Raw genomic sequence first — 5,337 nt, forward strand, 5'->3', positions numbered from 1 at the left:
GTTATGGATGGTGCTCTATGGCATCAACCAAGTTTAAACCTACATAATGTGACGATGCTTAAATTACCCCCTTATTCACCTGAGTTAAATCCATCTGAACAGGTGTGGTCGTATTTGAAACAACATTGGTTATCCAATAGGTGTTTTGATGGTTATGAGGCTATTGTTGATGCTGCTTGCAAGGCTTGGAATAGACTTTGTTCCAAGCCCGAGCTCATTCAGTCTATAACTTCTCGTGATTGGATTGGTTTATAGGTTTATTTATGGAATTGGTATAAAATATGACGCTGTCCCATATATGATACAGTCTTACCTGGTGTTACCTTGAGTGACAATACCTGTCGCCATACTGGTGTATTTATTGTATTTTGCAAAATGTAGCAAAATATTGTGGCTGAGTTATTGTTTAGATTTTATTGGTTGTGACACGTTAGATGAGTCGTAAGTAGTTATTATCGTCAAATTAAAATCATGATTGTTTAAATAACTTATTGACTTGCAGGGGTTTTTGTTTTCTAATGCTGGAAAACCAATTTAAAAACTTTTGAATCGCTAGTGCAATATAGATAAAACTTTGTAAAAAATTTGTCACATAATAGTAATATATTTACAAAGCCAATATTTTGCATTTAATGCCTAAAAGTAAAAGGAGTGCTACTTTATTGTTAAATAACTAGAAGGTCATTCTTTGGAGTTAACAATAGTAGCTAAATATTTAAGGTTTTAAGTAGCTGCCACGCTGGAGATGTAAGTAAGTGTGTCAACAGTTATAAATATCAATGGAAAAGGAGATCCATACACCGAGATTAACTTTAATATTAAGCAGGGCTTAAAGCATTTGTCTATGAACACAATAAACATATCAGCTGTATTCGCCGCTGTTTTACCTCTAGATGCTGAGACTATATCGAAGTCTTCTTCTAAGCATTTTCATACTTCCAATTTTGTCACCTTATCAGGTGCCAGCTACTTAGGTAGTCATCACTTAGCTTGTCTTAACTTAGCCTGCCGTAATTGTAGCCTAACCTGTTGTGGCATTAGTACTCAACTTTCAATACAACAACTTCAATTTATCTTTGTGTCCAACAAAGCCTATAAAGCAACCAACTGCTTTGTAGGCTTTTTTAATGTTATTAATTCTTTAATTAGATTAAGGCTCAAGGCAGTCTTGCTAAATCATCAAACTTCTAACCTATTCAATTAAGTGTTACTCAATCCTCAAACCATCCTTTATTCAGAACTTCGAGAGAAAAACAATGAACCATATTTACAAAGTAGTATTTAACAAAGCAACAGGCACATTTGTCGCTGTTGCAGAATATGCCAAAGGTCAAGGCAAAAAAAGCAACCATGTGGTTGGCAGTAGCCAAAAAACCAAATCGTCAAACTTAGCAACACGTACCTTTGTGCTAAGCTCATTAACCGCTGCCTTGATCGGGCTAAGCGGTACAGCGATGGGTGCGATGATAGATGGTAATAGATATGGTGGTGCTACTAACATTCGAAATATTACCATTGCTACGAATAACGAAGCTAACAGCACACCAGGTACACAAGATGAGTGGGCAATAGCTGCACCAAAAACGACTGTTGAAAATGGTGAAGATTCAGTTGCTATTGGTAGCAAAGCCTCTATTATAAATGATGCAGGACAAGTAGGTAGTGGTAATATTGCGATAGGTCGACTTACTCAGGTAGTAGGGAAAGAAGCAACATTAAAGCCTGGACTTGATAAGAATGGCAACCCTTATACGAATGGACAAAAGGAGTTTGAGTATGGTGCTACGAAGAAAGTCAGTGAAAGTATTGCAATAGGTTCATTGACAAGAGTTGCGGCTGATCAATCCATTGGTATCGGTAATAACGTATTGGTATCGGGCGACTCTAGTATTGCAATAGGTGGAGATGACATTAATACGGCTAAGAAAAAAATTATCTCAGGAAAAACAGTGGCAACACTGCTAAATGAATATAGTGGTATTGATGTTAATGCAGCTGGAGAGGGATATAGACCTACAATGGCTACAGGTGAAGCGGCAGTAGTGTTAGGGGTACAGGCACAAGTGGAGGGTGACCTAGCGACTGCTGTCGGTACTAGGACAACTGCTTCCGCTTTAGCCTCATCAGCCTTTGGCGTTGGCGCAAATGCTTCAAAAACCAACTCTGTCGCTTTAGGTGCAGGCTCTACTACTACAACGAATGCCACTACTGAAGGTAGTGGTACTATTCGCTTAAGTAATAACAGTACAATTGATTTTACACAGGAATTTGCAGGTGGTAAGAACTTAGTAGCTGGTGACCAAGTGTCAGTTGGTAAAGCTGGATTTGAACGTCAGATTAAAAATGTAGCACCTGGTAAAGTTTCAACGGATAGTACCGATGCGATTAACGGCAGCCAGCTGTATTTGGTAGCTGATAAACTTGCTACTGAAGTGAAAAAAGGTTTTAACGTACAAGACAACGGTGGTGCTGTTAAAGGTACTGTCACCCCTGGCGACGCGGTGCGTTTCAACAATGGAGATGCGACAACAGCTACTGTTGCTACTGAAGTCGATGGTGTGACTGCGGTTCAGTATGATGTCAAGTATGATGATAAAACTATCACTAACGGTACTAACGGTCTTCAAGTTAATACTACAACGCTCAACGTTCCAAACGGTGCTGTGACTGTACCTACGGGTAATCAAGCTGGTCAATTAGTTAATGCTGCTGAAATAGCGAACACTATTAATCAAAGTGGCTTTTATGCTGTCAGTAATAAAGAGCAAAAATTAAATGGCGAATTAGTTAATCCAGGTGATGAAGTAAGACTAGTTGGCGGAGATAATGTTACTGTTAACAGAAATGGTTCTACTTTCACTATTAGCTCAACTGCCACAGGTGGCGATGCGTTTGCTTTAAAAATTAATGCAGACAAAAATACTGCTGGTAATAATACCAACGATACAGATGCTAAAACTGTAGCATCAGGCTCAACAGTCAAATTCACTGATGACAGCGCTGACCAAACAAATCCCAACATTATCACCACCGTACGTGATAATGAGATTGGCTTTAAGTTAAATGATGTTGTTAAAGTTGGTAATACAACTGATTCTACCAAGCATCCAATTACCATTGATGGTAACGAAGGCAATATCACAGGCTTAGTAAACAACTTACCAGATGCTCCAGCAACTGGAACACCAGGCACTGTACCGAATAATGTTAATAACTCATCAGCTGCCACAGTAGGTGATGTGTTAAATGCAGGATTTAACTTACAGCAACAAGTAAATGGCACAAACGAGCAAAGAGACTTTGTAAAAGCCTATGACAATGTTGTATTTGCAGACGGTAATGCGACTAAAGCAAATGTAACTAGTGATGGTACGACCAGTACGATTAAGTATGATGTTCAATATGATAATGACACTATTAAAATTGATAGCGAAACAGGTAAGCTATATGCTGACGTAAAAGCAACTGCACCTGAGACCACAGATCTTAATGCTAATACAGATGGTAGTATCATAGTACCAGCCTCTCCTGAAGGTGATAAATTCGTTACTGCAAATGAAATTGCGACAACGATTAACGAATCTGGCTTCAAAGTAAACTCTGGTGCCACAGGTACAGGTAGTAAAACAGGTAACGCAGGTACTGAGTTAGTTAATCCAGGTGACACCATCACCTATGAAGCAGGTGATAACTTAACGGTTAATCAAAGTGGTGACACAGCAAACCCAGTATTCACCTTTGCTACCAAAGATGACGTAACCTTTAACCGTGTTACCTCAAACACAATCAAAGCCAACAACTCAATCACCATTGGTGGTGACACCCCTGAGACTAGCACCACAATTTCAAGCACAGGTGATAGCCTAAATGTGAATGGTGACAAGATCACCAATGTTGCACCAGGTGAAAAAGATAATGATGCAGCGACAGTCGGTCAGTTAGCTAAAGTTGAAGGCGGTACTAACATTGCTGGTGTTGCCCATAATGATGCAACCAACACTTATACGGTAAATGCTGAAGGCACGAATGTAGTAACCGATGCAGACTCTGGACTATCTGTAACAGGTGGTGACACTTTAGATGCTAACAACGACCGTAACTTTAAAGTTGACTTATCACAAGGCACCAAAGACACATTAGCCACAGTAGGAAAAGGCTTTAACATAGCAGCAGACAATGGTGCACCTGATAACGTACAGTTAGGCGACACTGTAACCTACACCAGTAAAGACAAAAACATTGTCACAACAGTATCAGGTGACAACGAGATTGACTTTAGCTTAGCCAACGTTGTTAACGTAGGTGATGCCAACACAGTAACAATTGATGGTAACAAAGGCACAGTAAACAACTTAACCAACATCACTTATAACCCAGACCAGATTGTAAGTGGACAAGCAGCAACGGAAGATCAGTTGCAGCAAGCGGCCAAAGCATCACAAGAAGAAGTGACCTCTACAGATGGCTCAATCAAAGTAGATAACACTAAGAAAACAGCTGATGGCGCTACTATCTTTGACGTAGCCGTTAATACTGATAATAAAACCATCACTAAGAATGCGGATGGTTCAATCAAAGCGGTAACTACCCCATTAACTAATAATAGTAATGGTATGGTAAATGCACCTACTAACCTTGATGGAACGCCTAATACTACTGCACTTGCAACAGCTGATACTGTAGCAACTGCGATTAACAAATCAGGGTTTAACGTAACCTCTGGTGAAGTAGGTACCGGTGTAACAACAGGTACTAGCGTAGACTTAGTTAACCCAGGTTCGGAAGTTAAATTCCAAGCTGGTGACAACATGGTACTAGAGCAAGATGGTCGTACGTTTACTTACTCTGTCAGCAAAGATCCAAACTTCAATAGTGTAACGCTTGAAAACTCAAATGGTGATGTAACTAATCTGACTACCAGTACCGATGGTCTAAGTGTTGGTGGCGATAAGATTACTAATGTAGCTGATGGTGACATCAGTGCTAACAGCACAGATGCAGTCAATGGTAGCCAGTTGTTTGATACTAATACTCAGATTGAGAAAGGCTTCAACATTACAGCTGATAACTCTGAACTTGCTAATGGTCAGAAGGTTGATAACGTTAAGCTAGGTGGAACAGTTAACTACACCAGTAAAGATGGCAACATCGTTACGACTGTAGGTGATGACCAAATCGACTTTGGTTTAGATAAAGACTTAACCGTAGGTGACGATCAAAACCCTGGCACTATCGTAGTGAAAGGCGAAAACGGTAAAGACGGTGTTAGCATCAATGGTGCAGACGGTACAATTGGTCTAAATGGTAAAGACGGTGCTAACGGTACAATCAGCGTTA

2 protein-coding genes are annotated in these 5,337 nt (G+C 39.9%); both read left to right on the plus strand.

Features of this window, described 5'->3' with window-relative positions:
* Positions 1–255, plus strand: a 255-nt coding sequence (locus H140_RS0113450) for a transposase (RefSeq protein WP_019674163.1), incomplete at its 5' end; no start/stop codon positions are given.
* Between the two features lie 1,001 nt (positions 256–1,256).
* A partial coding sequence (locus H140_RS0113460) for an ESPR-type extended signal peptide-containing protein (RefSeq protein WP_019674165.1) occupies positions 1,257–5,337 on the plus strand: 4,081 nt, incomplete at its 3' end.

The sequence above is a fragment of the Psychrobacter lutiphocae DSM 21542 genome, from assembly GCF_000382145.1.
Lineage (GTDB): Bacteria > Pseudomonadota > Gammaproteobacteria > Pseudomonadales > Moraxellaceae > Psychrobacter > Psychrobacter lutiphocae.